11 protein-coding genes are annotated in these 14369 nt (G+C 71.0%); 8 read left to right on the forward strand and 3 right to left on the reverse strand.

Annotated elements, in window-relative coordinates; genetic code table 11:
* Positions 1-13 precede the first annotated feature (13 nt).
* The 5 genes from mce to OP18_RS53240 all read left to right on the forward strand — a co-directional run bounded on the left by mce (position 14) and on the right by OP18_RS53240 (position 8291).
* Complete coding sequence (mce, locus tag OP18_RS29140) at positions 14-490, forward strand: methylmalonyl-CoA epimerase (RefSeq protein WP_033362290.1); 477 nt, start codon at positions 14-16, stop codon at positions 488-490.
* Positions 491-648: 158 nt separating this feature from the next.
* On the forward strand, positions 649-1998 hold the full coding sequence (ccrA, locus tag OP18_RS29145) for a crotonyl-CoA carboxylase/reductase (RefSeq protein WP_033362291.1): 1350 nt from the start codon (positions 649-651) through the stop codon (positions 1996-1998).
* Between the two features lie 1088 nt (positions 1999-3086).
* Positions 3087-4334 (forward strand): coiled-coil domain-containing protein, encoded by a 1248-nt coding sequence (locus tag OP18_RS29150; protein WP_033362292.1) that lies wholly within the window; start codon positions 3087-3089, stop codon positions 4332-4334.
* 121 nt (positions 4335-4455) lie between these two features.
* Positions 4456-6774, forward strand: a complete 2319-nt coding sequence (locus tag OP18_RS57705) for a coiled-coil domain-containing protein (protein WP_052387521.1) — start codon at positions 4456-4458, stop codon at positions 6772-6774.
* 161 nt (positions 6775-6935) lie between these two features.
* Positions 6936-8291 carry a right-handed parallel beta-helix repeat-containing protein gene (locus OP18_RS53240; protein WP_052387522.1) on the forward strand — a complete coding sequence of 452 codons (1356 nt, stop codon included), beginning with the start codon at positions 6936-6938 and terminating at the stop codon, positions 8289-8291.
* Here OP18_RS53240 and OP18_RS29170 read toward each other — a convergent pair.
* From OP18_RS29170 to OP18_RS29180, 3 genes are read right to left on the reverse strand one after another with little or no spacing between them, the layout of a single operon-like run.
* Positions 8288-8917: a PIG-L deacetylase family protein gene (locus tag OP18_RS29170; protein ID WP_033362293.1), complete on the reverse strand. Its 630-nt coding sequence runs from the start codon at positions 8915-8917 to the stop codon at positions 8288-8290. The genes OP18_RS53240 and OP18_RS29170 overlap by 4 nt on opposite strands.
* Positions 8914-9726: a sugar phosphate nucleotidyltransferase gene (locus OP18_RS29175; protein WP_033362294.1), complete on the reverse strand. Its 813-nt coding sequence runs from the start codon at positions 9724-9726 to the stop codon at positions 8914-8916. Before OP18_RS29175 ends, OP18_RS29170 begins: the two co-directional genes overlap by 4 nt.
* A 6-nt stretch (positions 9727-9732) precedes the next feature.
* Positions 9733-10965: a class I SAM-dependent methyltransferase gene (locus tag OP18_RS29180; protein ID WP_081971225.1), complete on the reverse strand. Its 1233-nt coding sequence runs from the start codon at positions 10963-10965 to the stop codon at positions 9733-9735.
* A gap of 216 nt (positions 10966-11181) precedes the next feature.
* On the opposite strand from OP18_RS29180, the gene OP18_RS29185 reads away from it, so the two are divergent.
* From OP18_RS29185 to OP18_RS29195, 3 genes are read left to right on the forward strand one after another with little or no spacing between them, the layout of a single operon-like run.
* Positions 11182-12213 (forward strand): NAD-dependent epimerase/dehydratase family protein, encoded by a 1032-nt coding sequence (locus OP18_RS29185; RefSeq protein ID WP_033362295.1) that lies wholly within the window; start codon positions 11182-11184, stop codon positions 12211-12213.
* Positions 12210-13394 carry a class I SAM-dependent methyltransferase gene (locus OP18_RS29190; protein WP_033362296.1) on the forward strand — a complete coding sequence of 395 codons (1185 nt, stop codon included), beginning with the start codon at positions 12210-12212 and terminating at the stop codon, positions 13392-13394. Before OP18_RS29185 ends, OP18_RS29190 begins: the two co-directional genes overlap by 4 nt.
* Before the next feature lie 17 nt (positions 13395-13411).
* Positions 13412-14365 (forward strand): glycosyltransferase family 2 protein, encoded by a 954-nt coding sequence (locus OP18_RS29195; protein WP_162189853.1) that lies wholly within the window; start codon positions 13412-13414, stop codon positions 14363-14365.
* Positions 14366-14369: the final 4 nt, after the last annotated feature.

Here is a 14369-nt window from a genome sequence, read left to right on the forward strand (position 1 = left end):
CCAGACTATCGCCATGACCTCCTCCGACCCGCAGTTGGATATCTCACCCGTCGGCATCCTCCGTATCGATCACGTCGGTATCGCCGTGGCCGATCTCGACGCCGCGATCGAGTTCTACGGCCGCGTCTTCGGCATGCGCTGCGTCCATCAGGAAACGAACGAGGAGCAGGGCGTGCGGGAGGCCATGCTCTCGGTCGGGCCGACCACCGACGGCGGCTGCCTGCAGCTGCTCGCCCCGCTGAGCCCGTCCTCGACCATCGCGAAGTTCCTGGACCGCAGCGGCCCGGGCGTGCAGCAGCTCGCCTACACGGTGACTGACATCGATGCGACCTGTGCCGAGCTGCGCGCCCGCGGCGTGCGGCTGCTGTATGACGAACCGCGCCGCGGCACGTCCGACTCACGGATCAATTTCGTGCATCCGAAAGACGCCGGAGGCGTGCTCGTGGAGCTGGTGGAGCCTTTCCGCGCAGCTTCGCGCAACCACTCCTGAGCCGGTCAGTGGACTTCTTCACAGGCCCGTTCCTGATTTAGCTACCGTTCAGTAACGTCCGGCGCAGGGCATCGAGATGTGTCGCCGAGCCCCATAGGCACCCCGCTTTCCGGGGTCCCACGCTTGTTGCCTTCAAACCCTGACGTTAGGAGCCAGCGGTGCAGCACATCCTCGACGCGATCATGCAGGCGGAGCGGGCCTCGGACCCGGCAGCCGAGCTCCGCGCCGTGGCCGGCCTGCCGGTGCCGTCGTCGTACCGCGGCGTGGTCGTGCGCGCCGACGAGACCGAGATGTTCGACGGCCTCGCCACCCGCGACAAGGACCCGCGCAAGTCCCTGCACGTGCAGGAGGTCCCCACCCCCGAGGTCGGCCCCGGCGAGGCGCTGATCGCGGTCATGGGCAGCGCGGTCAACTACAACACCGTCTGGACCTCGATCTTCGAGCCCGTCTCGACGTTCGGCTTCCTGCAGCGGTACGGCCGCCTCAACGACCTCGCGAAACGCCACGACCTGCCCTACCACGTGGTCGGCTCCGACGCCGCCGGCGTGGTGCTCAAGGTCGGCCCGGGCGTGAGCAAGTGGAAGCCGGGCGACGAGGTGGTCGCGCACTGCCTGAGCGTCGAGCTGGAGGACGCCACCGGCCACGACGACACGATGCTCGACCCGCAGCAGCGGATCTGGGGCTTCGAGACCAACTTCGGCGGCCTCGCCGAGCTGGCCCTGGTCAAGGCCAACCAGCTCATGCCCAAGCCCACCCACCTGTCCTGGGAGGAGGCCGCCTGCCCCGGACTGGTCAACTCCACCGCCTACCGGCAGCTCGTCTCCCACCACGGCGCGCAGATGAAGCAGGGCGACACCGTGCTCATCTGGGGCGCGTCGGGCGGGCTCGGCTCGTACGCCACCCAGTTCGCCCTCAACGGCGGCGCCACCCCGGTCTGCGTCGTGTCCAGCCCGCAGAAGGCCGACCTGTGCCGCGCCATGGGCGCCGAACTGGTGATCGACCGGTCCTCGTACACCTTCTGGAAGGACGAGCACACGCAGGACACCGCGGAATGGCGCCGCTTCGGCGCGGAGATCCGCGCCCTGACCGGCGGCGAGGACCCCGACATCGTGTTCGAGCACCCCGGCCGGGAGACCTTCGGCGTCAGCGTTTACGTCGCCAAGCGCGGCGGCACCATCGTCACCTGCGCCTCGACGTCCGGGTTCATGCACCAGTACGACAACCGCTACCTCTGGATGCACCTGAAGCGCATCATCGGCAGCCACTTCGCCAACTACCGCGAGGCGTGGGAGGCCAACCGGCTCATCGCGCTCGGGCGGATCCACCCGACACTGTCGCGCTCCTACCCCCTCGAACAGACCGGCCAAGCCGCCCACGACGTGCACCGCAACGCCCACCAGGGCAAGGTCGGCGTGCTCTGCCTCGCCCCGACCGAAGGCCTCGGCGTCCGCGACCCGGAGCTGCGCGCCCGCCACGAAGCGGCCATCAACCGCTTCCGCAACCAGTAACGGCGCGCCCCACGAACCCCGCGTCGGGGCAGTCACAGCGCAGTGGCTGTCCCGCCGCGGCAGTTGCCAGCTTCGGCGGCAGTTACCAGCTTCGGCGGCAGTCGCCGCGGCGGCCGGGGGGTTCCCACTCCGGAGCCCCCCATGCTCGCCGGCGCTCGCACTGCCTGCGCTGCGCGCGGCAGACTCACCCGCGTGCGCGCCGCATCCCGGTGGTCGCTGTTACCGGCGGTTGGCCTGCCCGCCGCCGCCCGGCGCCGAGGCGGCGTGCGACGCCCAGCGCCGATGCGGGCGTGCGACTCCTCTGCCACAGCCGGCCTCCGACGAGGCGCGGCCACTCCCGCGGCGACAGACGGTAGGCAGCTCCGCCGACGGACGCTCCGGCGCCCGCCCAGGCGCTCCGACCCGCGGACCGACCGGGACTTTCACCCACCGACTCCCCCGGACCTGCCTCCGCCGGCCGACAGCGCCGCTCCCCAAGGACTCGCCTCCCAACGCACCCTTTCCCACGGCCGGCCGCCGACCAGGCGCGGCCACTCCCGCGGCGACAGACGGAGGACGGCTCCACCGACGGACGCTCCGGCACCTGAACGGACGCTGCGACCTCCGAACCGGCCGAGGCGCCCACCCGTCGAATCCCCCGGTCATGTCCCCTCCAGTCGACCGCCCTTCCCATGCCGGCTCCGGGGCGGGTGCGGCGTCCGGATCGTTCGCTTCGGCCGGGAACGATCCTTTGGCGGCACAACGATCAATGCGGGGGAATCGTGCGGCGTCTATGGCGTGGCGGGTGCATGAGGGGCGGTCGATCAACGGTGGCCGAAATGGGGGTGCGGGGCGGGTCGCCGGGGCGCAGTTGGGGGTGGCGGGGGTGTCGCGGGGCATGTCATCCGGGGTGGTCGGCGGTATGGGGATTGTCTCGGCAGGCCCGCCGTTCGGTGACCTTGACCTGGCCGGACGGTCACCCGACACGCCGACAAAGCGTGACAAACACGTGGCGTGTCCTGCCCCGGTGAAGTTGACCTTGTGACCATCTCGGATGAGTGCCGCTGCACCCTTGCGAAAGCCCCCCGGTGGTCTGCAAGTATGTGCCAATGCCCCAGCAGCAGTCCTCGGTTGACTTCTTTCAGAACGGCTCGGATCACGAAGAGCTGAGTGTGGTCCTGCGTGGTTACGACCGCGCGCAGGTCGACGCCAAGCTGCAGCGGATCAACGCGCAGCTCCAGCAGGCCAACCAGGCTCGCGAAGAGGCCGAGAGCCGCCTCGCCGAGGCCCAGCGGCGCATCCGTCAGACCGAGCAGCGGCTCGGCACGATGGAGCAGAAGCTGAGCGACACCAACAAGCAGCTGGAGGAGAACAACCGGCCGACGCTGTCGGGGCTGGGCACGCGGGTCGAGCAGATCCTGCGGCTCGCCGAGGAGCAGGCCAACGACCACCGGGGCGAGGCCAAGCGGGAGACCGAGGGCATCATCTCCGCCGCGCGGCTCGAGGCTCGCGAGATCACCGACAAGGCGCGGGCCGAGTCCGCCGCCATGAAGGCGACCGCCGAGCGCGAGGCCGGCAACCTGCGCACCGCCGCCGAGCGGGAGGCCGCCGAGGTCCGGGTGCAGGCCCGGCGCGAGGCCGACACGCTGCGCGCCGACGCGGAGCGCGAGACCAAGCAGCTGCGCACGGCCACGGCGCACGAGGTCGCCGAGCTGAAGGCGACCGTCGAGCGCGAGGTGGCGACGCTGCGGGCCACCGCCGAGCGGGAGATCACCCAGCTGCGCGCCAAGGCCGCCCGCGAGGCGGAGGAGAAGCGCGCCGAGGCGACCAAGCTGCTCACCGACGCCCGGGACAAGCGCGACAAGGACCTGCAGTCCCTCGCCCTGGAGATCGCCGAGCGGCAGGAGAAGGCGGAGCGCGACGAGTCCGCCCGCCACGCCTCCGCGGTCGCCGCGACGCAGAAGCTCGTCAACGAGGCCGAGAGCCGCGCCCGGGCCGCCGAGGACCGCGCGAAGGAGATCGAGCAGCGGGCCGAGGCGCGCCGGGTCGAGTCCGAGCGGTCCGCCGCCGAGACCCTCGACAAGGCGAAGAACCTCGCCGAGAAGACCGTCAACGAGGCTCGCGCCGAGGCGCACCGCCAGCTCAGCGAGGCGCGTGCCGAGGCGGAGGAGACGACGCAGCGGGCCCGGCGCGAGGTCGAGGACCTCACGCGCCAGAAGGACGCGGTCACCTCGCAGCTCGGTCAGATGCTGTCCGGCCTCGCCGGGATCATGCCGTCGGTCCAGCCCCCGCAGCAGGGTGGCCCCGCCGACGCGAAGAAGGGCAAGTCCGGAGACGGCGAGAAGGTCTCCGCCTGACGCTCGCGGGACGCGGTGATCCGACCGCTTCTCGATCATTCACGGGGAGTTCGATCGCACGTCCCGTCATGCGCGGTGTGTAATTGCGCGTGGCGGGACGTTGCGTGTGAGGATGGGTGTTATGTCAGACCGCGACCTCTTCGACACGGGCCCGGGCGGGGTCTCTTCTGAGCCTGACTTCGAGACCGCGCTGCGTGGGTACAACCGCAGCCAGGTCGACAAGTACTGGACCCAGTCCGAGAACGAGATCCATGCGCTGAAGCTGGAGAACGAAGAGGTCTGGGGTCAGGTCCAGGCGCTCGCCGCACAGGTCCAGGACCTGCAGATGGAGCTCGCCGACCTGCGCCGGCGCGGTCCGGTGGGCGATGTCTCCTTCCGGCATCTGGGTGCCCGGGTGGAGCAGATCCTCGGCCTCGCCGAGGACCAGGCCGAGGCGATCCGGGCCAACGCCGTGCAGGACATCTCGGGGCTGCGCACCGAGGCGGAGCGGCTGCTCGCCGACGCCCGCACCCGGGCCGCCAAGGCCAACGAGGACTTCGAGCTCGCCCTCGCCGCCAGGCGCGCGGAGGAGGAGCGCGCGGTCACGGAGCGTCGCGCCGCGCTCGCCGCCGAGGTCCGCGCGATCGAGGAGCGGTCCGTCGCGTCGCGCGCCGAGGCCGAGCGGATCGTCGCGCACGCCCATGCCGAGGCGCAGCGCATCACCGCCGAGGTCACCGCGCAGCTCGAGCAGGCCCGGCACCAGGCGGAGCGGGAGCTGCAGGCGCTGCGCGCGAGCGCGGAGCAGCACGCGGCCCAGGTCCGCGCCGAGGCCGACCAGCACGCCGCCGCCGCGCAGCAGCACGCGGCGACCGTCACGACCGAGGCCCAGCAGCAGGCCGCCGCGCTCCTCGCCGATGCGCGGCAGCAGGCCGAGGACGTCACCAAGCAGGCGCAGGCCAGGGCGGCGGCGCTCACCGCTGAGGCCGAGCAGCAGGCGGCCGCGGTCACCGCGCAGGCCCAGGAGGCGGCCGCCGCCGTCGCGGCCAAGGCGCAGGAGGCCGCGGCGACCGTCGCCGCGCAGGCCGAGGAGCACGCCGCCGCCGTCACCGCCCAGGCGGAGGCGACGGCCGCGGCCGTCGCGGCCCAGGCGGAGCAGTCCGCGACCGCGGTCACCGAGCAGGCCGCCGCGCAGGCGAAGGCGATCGCGGACACCGCCGTGGCCAAGGCGGAGGCGGCCGCCGCCGAGGCGCACGCCGCCGCGACCGAGGCGCACCGCAAGAGCACCGACGAGGCCACCCGCAAGGCCACCGCCGAGGCCGAGGCCCGGGCGGCCGCCGCCCGCGCCGCGATCGAGCAGGAGCTCAGCGAGCTGCGGGCCACCCACGACACCGAGCTCGCCGAGCTGCGCGCCACGGCGGAGCGGGAGCTCGCCGAGGCCCGCGCCGCGGCCAAGGCGGAGGCGCAGGAGCTGAGCGCCACCGCACAGGCCGAGACGGAGGAGCTGCGCGCCGCCGCGAAGACCGAGGCCGAGGAGCTGCGCACCGCCGCGAAGGCCGAGGCCGACGCGCTGCGCGCCGAGGCGGCCGCGGCCGTGACCGCCGCCGAGGCCACCGCCGCCGCACAGGCCACCGCGACCGCCGAGGCCGAGGCCGCGGCCGCCGCCGCCCAGGCGAAGGCGGAAGCGGAGCAGGCCACCGCCAAGGCGAAGGCCGAGGCCGACAAAGCCACCGCCAAGGCGAAGGCCGAGGCCGACAAAGCCACCGCGAAGGCGAAGGCCGACGCGGAAGCCGCCGCCGCGGCGCAGGCCGCCGCGGGCGCCAAGGCCGCCGAGGAGCAGGCGGCCAAGGTCGAGGCCGCCACGGCGAAGCTCGCCGAGGCCGAGGCCCGCCTCGCCGAGGTGCAGTCGCAGGAGGCCGCCCTCCGCGCGCGGCTCAAGGAGTCCGCGGACGCCGAGGCCCGCCTGGCCGAGCTGCGCGAGCAGGAGACGGAGCTCACCAGCAAGATCGCCCAGACCGAGGCGGCGCTGAGCACCGAGCTGACCGGGCTGCGGGCGCAGGAGACGGAGCTGACGACCCAGGTCGCGGCCGCCGAGGCGCGCCTGGCCGAGCTGCGGCAGCAGACCGTGGACGCCGAGGCCCTGAGCGAGAAGGTCGCCGCGGCCGAGGAGCGGCTGCGGCAGGTCGAGGAGAAGGCCGCCGCGGCGCAGCAGCGGGCGCAGGAGATCGAGCAGCTCGCGACCGCCGCCGGCGCCGAGGCCGCCGAGCGTGCCGCGAAGGTCGTGGCGGAGGCCGAGCAGGCCGCCCAGGCGATCCTCGAGGCCGCCCGCGCCGAGGCCGCGCAGGCCGCCGTCGCCGAGGCCGCGCAGGCCGCCGTCGCCGAGGCCGCGCAGGCCGTCGCCACCGCCACCAAGGACAAGGACGCGACCAACAGCAACGGCAAGGTGAAGGTGGCCGCCGAGTAGACCGGGCAGGTCACGGGGGTGAGCGGAGCCGCCGGCCGGCCGGAAACCCCGAAAACTCCCGTGCCGCAGCTGCGGAAAGCCGACACTCAGGTTGAGGGCGCGGCGAGGGATCACGTATCGTCCGCGGGTCTGCGCGCCGGGTCACGTACAGGGGAGGTCGTGTGAGCAGCACGGAGCAGGTGCAACGAGACCGGCCCGGGCGTCACACCGCTCCACCCACCCCGCAGCGCCGGCGCACCGGCCGCGTCGCGATCGGCGTCGCCGTGCTGCTCGTGCTGGCCGCCGGCACGTTCGCGGTGGTGCAGTACGTGTCGAGCGACTCGCAGAGCCAGTCCAGCGGCGGCACCGAGAAGGCCACCGTCATCAGCACCGCCGGCACCGTCGTCGACGGCCAGCAGCTGACCACGGCGCTGCACATCAAGGCCGACAACGTCAAGGTCGTCAACTCGACCGTCCGGCACGCGGGCACGGTCGCGATCCGGGTGTTCCCCGGCGTCAGCGGCACCGTCGTGGAGAACACGGAGGTGTACTGCGACGGCAAGGACATGGTCGGCGTCGGCAACGGCGGCTACACCGCCACCAAGGTGAAGGTCCACGGCTGCGCGACCGGGTTCCAGCACTACGCGGGCGCCCCGGCGCGGGTGACCGACTCGACGGTCGACGACCAGCCGTACCAGGCGAGCTACGCCTTCACGGAGTCCGGCAAGAAGCACCCGACCAGCGGCGCGGGCCTGGTCGCCGGCCCGGTCAAGGCCGCGAAACCCTGGCCCGGCCCCGACAACACGGGCGTGCCGGCGGGGACGCAGCTCACGCCGTACACGGGCCAATACGCGATCACCCAGGACAACACCGTCATCGACGGGAAGATCCTCACCGACTGCCTGGACATCAGGGCGAAGAACGTGACGATCAAGCGGTCGAAGATCAGCTGCAAGAACAAGGGCGGCATGATCATCCGGGTGTTCGACGACGTGGTGCCTGACGCGAGCCTGCTGCTGGAGGACTCCGAGGTGGTGGGCGAGGGGCAGGGGCTCGGCCTCGGCTTCGGCCACTACACGATGCGCCGCGTCAACATGCACCACCTCAACGAGGGCCCCCGCGTCTCCGACGGCGCGGTCATCGAGGACAGCTGGATCCACGACCTCGTCTTCACCGACGAGAAGGACCACCAGGACATCCTGCAGACGACCGGCGGCGAGCACATGATCGTGCGGCACAACACCCTCGAGGCGTTCAACCCGGCCACGAACGACCCGTTCAACGCGGGCTTCCAGCTCGGCTCCGAGACCGCGCCGAAGCTCAGCGACCTGCTGGTCGAGGGCAACCTGTTCTCCGGCGGCAACTACACGGTGAACCTGCGGCCGGACACGAAGGCGGAGAAGGTGGTCTTCCGCAACAACGTGTTCGTGCAGAACAGCAGGTACGGGCCCGCCTCCAACGAGGACCTGCCGGGCGTCACCTGGGAAGCCAGCAATGTCTACCTCGAGGGCGGCAGGCCCGTCACCGCGGCGCCCTAGAAGCGCACGACGGCCTTCGTGACCGTGTACGCCTCGGCGTAGTGTGCCCGGCACTCCATGCCGCGGATCCGGGCCAGGCCGAGGAACACCTCGTCGTCCCACCAGTCGCGGGCCTTCTGCGACGGGAAGTGCTCGTGCAGCAGCGCGACCTTCCGCCGGCCCTGGTCGGGCGTCAGCGGCACGTACACGTTGCGGCGGGACAGGTCACCGTCCCACTTCGGGATCTCGTAGTGCATGACCAGCGCGTCCCGGAACGCGGTCGAGGCGAGCGAGCCGAGCAGCCGGTGGTCCTGGTGCGCGTCGTCGGTCGACGGGGCGAGCACCAGGTCCGGGGCGCCGAGCCGGGCGGCGGCCTCGACGATCTCCTTGGCCGCGTTCCAGTGCGCCGGCAGCCGGCCGTCGGGCAGGTCGTGCAGGTGGAACTCGACCGTGCCCTGGGACAGGAACGCGGTGGCCGCGGCCCGGGCCTCCTCCTGCCGGGCCGGCACCCCCGTGGCCAGGACGTAGTGCACCGTGACCCCGGCGGGCAGCGACAGCAGCAGCCCGCCGGCGGCGATCTCGATGTCGTCGGGGTGCGCCCCCAGGGCGACGACGGACCGGACGCCGGCGAGCGAGAAGTCGATCACGAGCGCTGCGTCGGGACGAGGGACGGGCGGCGGGTGGAGTCCCACAGCATCCACGGGCAGTTGCCGTGGTTGTAGGCCTCCTCCATCTCGGCGCGGTCCTTGAACGTGTCGACCGCCCGCCAGAACCCGTCGTACTGCTGGGCCAGCAGCTTGCGGTCCGGGATGAGCCGGTCGAAGGCGTGCGGCACCATGTCCTCGCCCTCCCGCAGGTGGTCGAAGATCTCCGGCCGCATGATGAAGTAGCCGCCGTTCTCCCAGGTCATCAGCTCGCGGAAGTCCCGGACCCGCGAGACGGCGCCGTCGGGGCCCATCTCGACCACGTGGTGCGTGGAGACCGGCGGCACCGCGAGCATGCTGACCGCGGCCGTGGACGCGCGGAAACGCTCCACCATCTCCGGCAGCGGCGCGTCGGTCAGCGTGTCGGCGTAGTTGGCCAGGAACATCGGCTCGTCCTCGACGTACTTGCGCACGCGCATGAGCCGCTCACCGATCGTGGCCTTGAGGCCGGTGTCGATGAAGGTGATGTTCCAGTCGGTGATGTCGGTCGAGAACAGCTGCACGTCGCGGTTGCCGCCGACGAGGGTGAAGTCGTTGGACAGCGTCTCGTCGTAGTGCAGGAAGTAGTCCTTGACGACCGCGGCGCCGTAGCCGAGGGCGAGGACGAAGTCGGTGTGCCCGAAGTGCGCGTAGTAGCGCATGACGTGCCAGAGCAGCGGCCTGTCGCCGATCATGGCCATCGGCTTGGGCACGTTGCTGGTGCCCTCGCGCATCCGCATGCCGAGACCACCGCAGAACAGGACGACCTTCACGACGAACTACCCCTCAACGTCGAGTGCCGGGATCGGGTAGACCAGCTTGCCGCCCCAGTCGCGCACGTAGGACAGCTGCGCGCTGATCTCGGTGCGCAGGTTCCACGGCAGGACGAGGACGTAGTCGGGCCGGTCGGCGGCGATGCGCTCCGGCGCGTGGATCGGGATGTGCGTGCCGGGCAGGAACATGCCCTGCTTGTGCGGCGACCGGTCGACCGTGTACTCGAGCAGGTCCTCGCGGATGCCGCAGTGGTTGAGCAGCGTGTTGCCCTTGCCGGGGGCGCCGTAGCCGACGACCCGCTTGCCCTCGGCGCGGGCCCGCATGAGGAAGTCGAGCAGGTCGCGCTTGATGGTGAAGACCTCGTCGGCGAAGCCCTGGTGCCCCTCGAACGTGTGCAGCCCGGCGGCCGCCTCGGCGTCGAGGACGGCCTTGACGGCGACGGACGGCTCGCCCGCGGTCCCGGTGTGTTTCGCGTGTACCCGCAGCGACCCGCCGTGCGTGTCGAGCTCCTCGACGTCCACGACGGCGAGGCCGCCCTTGGCGAGCGCCCGGGACGCGGTGAGCAGCGACAGGTACTGGTAGTGCTCGTGGTAGATGGTGTCGAACTGCCGGCGCTCGATGAGGCGGAGCAGGTGCGGGAACTCCAGCGTGACCAATCCGTCTGGTTTGACCAGATTCGCCAGACCCTGACTGAAGCCAATAATGTCCGGAATATGGGCATAAACGTTATTTGCCGCTACCAGATCGGCGCGGCCGTATTGCGCCGCGACCGATTCGCCGGTTTCCGGCCCGAGAAAGCAGACCTCGGTGCGGATCCCCTTTTCGCGGGCGACCGCCGCGACATTTCCGGCCGGCTCGACGCCGATCACGGGAATACCCGCGGCCACAAAGTGCTGCAGAAGGTACCCGTCATTACTGGCCACTTCGGCGACCAGGCTCTCGGCCGTTAGGTTGAGTTTCTCGATCATCGCGACCGAGTACCGCCGGGCGTGCTCCACCCAGGATGATGAATAGGAGGAGAAGTACAGGTAGTCGGAAAAGATCTCCTCACCTGCCACGTACGCCGGGAGCTGCACCAACAGACACTCAGAGCAGGTGCGCACGTGCAGTGGGTAGAACGTTTCCGGGGCGTCGACCCTGTCCGCCGGTACGTAGCTCTCACACAACGGTGACATACCGAGGTCGACGAAGGTCTCGGTGAGCTCGGCGCCACAGAGCCGGCACGAGACAACGGGCATGCGTCCCCCCAAAATAATCGTTGGCGCTAGGCTCCCAGCTATACGGCAGGAGCAAGATGTGGACGCGTCAGCCTAAGGCAGAATCCAAGCCAAGAAGCTAGCGGTCACCGAAGACTGCTGTTCAACGCCAGAGTAAGAAGTCCGACACACCACCGAGGGCACTTTCGGTCCCTCTTAGACTCGCCTTCCACCCGCCGAGCGTTCGGGAGCTTTGCCATGCGCGTACTCGTCACTGGTCACGACGGATACATCGGCAGCGTGCTGGTGCCGATACTCCGGCAGGCCGGGCACGAGGTGGTCGGTCTCGACACGGGGCTGTTCGCGGACTGCGTCCTCGGGCCGGCGCCCGAGGAGGTCAAGACCCTGCGGGTCGACCTCCGTGACGTCGAGCCGTCCCACGTCACGGGATTCGACGCGGTCGTGCACCTCGCCGCGCTGTGCAACGACCCGTTGGGCAACCTCAACCCCGACCTGACGTACGACGTCAACCACCGCTCGACGATCCGCCTGGCGAAGGCCGCCAAGGCCGCCGGGGTGCAGCGGTTCCTCTTCTCGTCGTCCTGCTCGCTGTACGGCAAGGGCGCCGACGACACCCCGCTGGACGAGACGGCCGGCTTCCAGCCGGTGACGCCCTACGGCGAGTCCAAGATCCTGTCCGAGCAGGGCCTGCTGGAGCTCGCCGACGACGACTTCTCCCCGGTGTTCCTGCGCAACTCCACGGCCTACGGCTTCTCGCCGCGGCTGCGCGGCGACCTGGTGGTCAACGACCTCGCCGCGCACGCGCTGCTGACCGGGCAGGTGCGGCTGCTGTCCGACGGCAAGGCGTGGCGCCCGCTGGTGCACATCGAGGACATCTCCGCCGCGTTCCTGGCGTTGCTGGAGGTCGACCGGGGCCGGGTGCACGCCAAGGCGTACAACATCGGCAAGAGCAGCGAGAACTACCTGATCCGCGACGTGGCCAACCTCGTCGCCGAGGTGGTGCCGGGCAGCGAGGTCACCTTCGCCGAGGGCGCCGGCACCGACCTGCGCAACTACCGGGTCACCTGCGACCTGATCGCGGCCGAGGTCCCCGAGTTCCAGCCGAAGTGGACCGTGAAGCTCGGCGTGGAGCAGCTCATCGAGCAGTACCAGCGGCACGGCCTGACGATCGAGCAGTTCGGCAGCGAGACCCACCAGCGCATCAAGCGGATCAAGTCGCTGATGGCCGCCGGCAAGCTCGACAACGACCTGCGCTGGGTGAACGCATGACCACCGACCGTCTTTGCGACGCCTGCGGCGAGGAGCGGCTCGTGCCGTTCGCGGACCTGGGCGACATCCCGGTCCTGTGCGGCGTGCACTGGGAGGCCCACGGCGACGCCGTCGCGTCCCCGGTCGGCCGGATGGAGCTGGCGCACTGCCCGCGCTGCGCATACGTGCGCAACATCGCGTTCGAGCCGGACAAGCTCGTCTACGACACGACGATGGACACCAACCTGCACTTCTCCCCCGCGTTCCAGCGGTTCTCGGCGGACCTGGTGCAGAGCCTCAGCGAGCGGTACGACCTCAACGGCAAGCTCGTGCTCGACATCGGCTGCGGCCAGGGCGAGTTCCTCAAGGAGCTGACCCACGTCGGCGGCGCCACCGGCGTGGGCTACGACGCGATGTACGCCGGCGAGACCGGCACCAGCGGCGCGACCACGTTCCACAGCGCGCTCGCCCCGCGCGGCGGCGGCCTGCCGGAGTACGACTTCTTCACCTCGCGACACTGGTTCGAGCACCTCGACGACCCCTACGAGTTCCTGGTCGACCTGCGGGAGCAGGCGAAGGGGCGCGAGGTCTTCGGCTACGTCGAGGTCCCCGACGCGGTGTACGACCTCGCCACCGCCGGCTGGGAGGTCATCTACCCGCACGTGTCGTACTTCGACGCGTACTCGCTGGCGAGCATCTTCGGCCGGGCCGGCTGGACGGTCGAGTCGACGGGCACCCTGTTCTCGGGGATGTTCCGCTACATCGAGGTGTCGGCGAACCGGCCGCGCGCCGGTGGTCACGTCGCGCACACCGGCGAGCTTCCGTCGATGCGGGCCCGCGACAAGCAGCTCGCGGCGATCGCCGGCTTCGCGGAGCGGCACCACGCCGAGCGGGAGCGCTGGCGCGGCACGATCGCGCAGCTCAACGCCGACGGCGCCCGGCCGGTGCTGTGGGGCGCGGGCTCGCGCGGCGTGCAGTTCCTGACCCTGGCCGACCGTGAGCTGGGCCTGCACGGCGTCGTGGACCTCAACCCACGCAAGTGGGGCCGGTTCCTGCCGGTCACCGGGCACCGGGTGGACCCGCCGTCGACGCTGACGACGCTGCAGCCGAAGGCCGTCGTGATCACGAACCCGGCCTACAAGGAGGAGATCGCCAAGTCCCTCGCGGACCTCGGCGTGACCGCAGAGATCCTGGTGGCGTGACCATGACCCAGCCCCGTGTGACGATCGGAATGACGACGTACAACGTCGAGAAGTACCTGCCGCTCGCGATCGAGTCGATGCTGGCGCAGGACTACCCGGACTTCGAGATCGTCGTGTGCGACAACGTGTCCACCGACGGCACGTGGGAGATCCTGGAGCGCTACGCCGCCAAGGACGAGCGGGTCCGCATCTACCGCAACCCGGAGAACCTCGGCGAGGCCGGCAACTTCCGGCGGGTGGTGCAGCTGGCCCGCGGCGAGCTGTTCCGCCTTGCCGCGCACGACGACCTCGCCGCGCCGACGCTGATCAGCCGGTGCGTGGAGGCGCTCGACGCGCACCCCGAGGCGATCCTGGCGTTCCCGCAGACGATGCTGATCGACAGCGACGGCAACGAGATCGGCCCGTGGGACGACGCCATGGACACCCACGACCTGCGCTCGCGCAGCCGGGTCAGCTGGTACGCGCGCAAGTGGAACCTCTGCAACGAGGTCTTCGGCGTGATCCGCACCGACGTGCTGCGCAGGACCCGGCTGCTCGGGCCGTTCCTGTCCAGCGACGTGCGGATGCTGCACGAGCTGGCGCTGCGCGGCGAGTTCATCCAGGTGCCGCAGCGGCTGTTCTTCCGCCGGATGCACGCGACCAACACGTTCGGCGCCCAGCGCGACACCGACGAGGTGCTCGAGTGGCTGGAGCCGGGCGCGGCCAAGGGCAAGAGCCGCAAGCGCAAGCCGGCCACCGACCAGAGCCACCACACCCGGATGACCTGGGAGATCACCAAGGCGCTGCTCAGCAACGAGCTGCCGGTGACCGAGCGGGCCGTCGCGACCGGGGCGTTCCTCACCTCGTGGGGCACCCGCCGCGGCCGGGCCAAACTGGGCCGGATCCGCCGCTCGATCACGCGCACCCCCATCGCACCGCCGCCGTGGGAGAAGCCGTCCGACAAGCCGTCTGACCAGCAGTCCCAGGCCTAGGAGC

The sequence above is a fragment of the Dactylosporangium aurantiacum genome (assembly GCF_000716715.1).
Lineage (GTDB): Bacteria > Actinomycetota > Actinomycetes > Mycobacteriales > Micromonosporaceae > Dactylosporangium > Dactylosporangium aurantiacum.